General features: G+C 73.9%; 2 protein-coding genes. Both read left to right on the forward strand.

What is annotated here, in order from left to right; translation table 11 throughout:
- A partial coding sequence (locus RIF89_RS14360; protein WP_309069755.1) for a substrate-binding domain-containing protein occupies positions 1–493 on the forward strand: 493 nt, incomplete at its 5' end.
- Between the two features lie 128 nt (positions 494–621).
- The coding region (locus RIF89_RS14365; RefSeq protein WP_309069756.1) for an FGGY-family carbohydrate kinase at positions 622–2,163 on the forward strand (1,542 nt) is incomplete at its 3' end.

The following is a 2,163-nucleotide window of genomic DNA, read 5'->3' on the forward strand; positions in this document are numbered from 1 at the left end:
GCACCTGCTCGACCTCGGCCACCGCCGCATCGTGCACGTCGCCGGCCCGGAGGGCTGGTACGACGCGGACCAGCGGTCGCGCGCCTACGTCGAGACCATGCGCGCGCACGGCGCTGAGCCGCGCATCGTCCCGGCGGGCGGCTGGTCGGCCAGCGAGGGTCACGAGGTGGGGAACCGGATCGCGGCCGAGATCGTCCGCGGCGACGGCCCGACCGCAGTCGTCGCCGCGAACGACACGCTCGCGATGGGCCTGCTGCGCGCGTTCTGGGAGGCAGGCGTGCACGTGCCCGACGACGTGTCCCTCGTCGGTTTCGACGACATCGACGGCAGCGAGTTCCTCGTGCCTGCGCTCACCACCGTGCGTCAGCCGTTCGCCGCGGTGGGGGAGGCGGCCACGCACGCGCTGCTCGCCGCGGGCGCCGATGCCACGCCGGTCGCCGCGGTGATCCCGCCCGAGCTCGTCGTCCGTGACAGCACTGCCGCTCTCTCCTGACCGGCGCGGACACGGGCCCTTCTGCAGATATGTGAGCGCTAACATATACTCGGATCAGGGCCGGATCGGCCCGTGACCTGATCGAAGAGAGTCCGGGCGAGGACGCCTGGGGGAACGGGAGCAGTGCGATGGCGCATGCGGACGCGACCGAGTCGGCGGCGATCGAGCAGGGGCGCACGGCGCTCGGCATCGAACTCGGCTCCACGCGTATCAAGGCGTGCCTGATCGGCGTCGACGGCCCGCTCGCCGGCCAGGTGCTCGCGACCGGGTCGCACGCGTGGGAGAACGAGCTCGCGGACGGCCTGTGGACCTACTCGCTCGACGCCGTGCGCACGGGCCTGCAGGCCGCGTACGCCGAGCTCGCCGCCGCCGTCGAGGCGCGGCACGGAACCCGCCCGCAGACATTCGGCGCCATCGGCGTCTCAGCCATGATGCACGGCTACCTCGCGCTGGACGAGTCGGGCGAGCTGCTCGTTCCGTTCCGCACGTGGCGCAACGTCAACACCGAGGCCGCCGCGGCCGAGCTGTCCGACGCGCTGGGGGTCAACATCCCGCTGCGCTGGTCGGTCGCGCACCTGCACCAGGCGGTCGTGGATCGCGAACCGCACGTGCAGCAGGTCCGGCACCTCACGACGCTCGCCGGATATGTGCACGAGCAGCTGACGGGCGAGCGCGTGCTCGGCGTCGGCGACGCGTCGGGCATGTTCCCGATCGATCCCGCGACCGGCGGCTACGACGAGGCCCGGATCCGGATCACCGACGAGCGGATCGCGTCGGCAGGCGCCCCGCACCTGCACCTGACAGAGATCCTTCCCGCGGTCCTGCCCGCGGGCGCGGACGCCGGCTCTCTCACGGCCGAGGGTGCAGCGCTGCTCGACCCGACCGGCGCGCTGCGCGCCGGGGTCCCGTTCTGCCCGCCCGAGGGCGACGCGGGCACGGGCATGGTCGCCACCAACGCGGTCACGCCGCGCACGGGCAACGTCAGCGCCGGCACCAGCATCTTCGCCATGGTCGTGCTCGAGCGCGCACTGAGCCGCGCGCACGCCGACATCGATGTGGTCACGACGCCCGCGGGCGACCCCGTCGCGATGGTGCACTGCAACAACGGCGCGAGCGAGCTCGGCGCCTGGGCCGACCTGTTCGGCCAGTTCGCCGGAGCTCTGGGGTCGACCGCCTCGAGCGACGATGTGTTCTCGACGCTGCTCGCCGGAGCGCTGGAGCAGGGCGCGGACGACGGCCTGCTCGCGTACAACCACCTGTCCGGCGAGCCCATCGCCGACCTTCCCGAGGGGCGGCCGCTGTTCGTCCGTACTCCGGGATCGCGCCTGACGCTCGGCGGCTTCATGCGCGCGCAGCTGCGTGCCGTGTTCGCCACGCTCGCGCTCGGCATGCGCACGCTCGCGGACGAGGGCGTCGCGATCGACGCGATGTTCGCGCACGGCGGCCTGTTCCGCACGGCCGGCGTCGCGCAGCGGCTGCTCGCCGCGGCGCTCGGCGCGCCCGTCGTCGTGGGAGACACCGCCGGCGAGGGCGGGGCGTGGGGCATGGCGCTGCTCGCCGCCTACCGCCGCGTTGTCGCCGGGGGCGACGCGCGCGACCTCGCCGCCTGGCTCGCGACCGAGGTCTTCGCCGGCGCCGTGACCACGACGGCCGAGCCCACCGCGGCCGAA

The sequence above is a fragment of the Microbacterium sp. genome, assembly GCF_031178525.1.
Classification (GTDB): Bacteria; Actinomycetota; Actinomycetes; order Actinomycetales; family Microbacteriaceae; genus Microbacterium.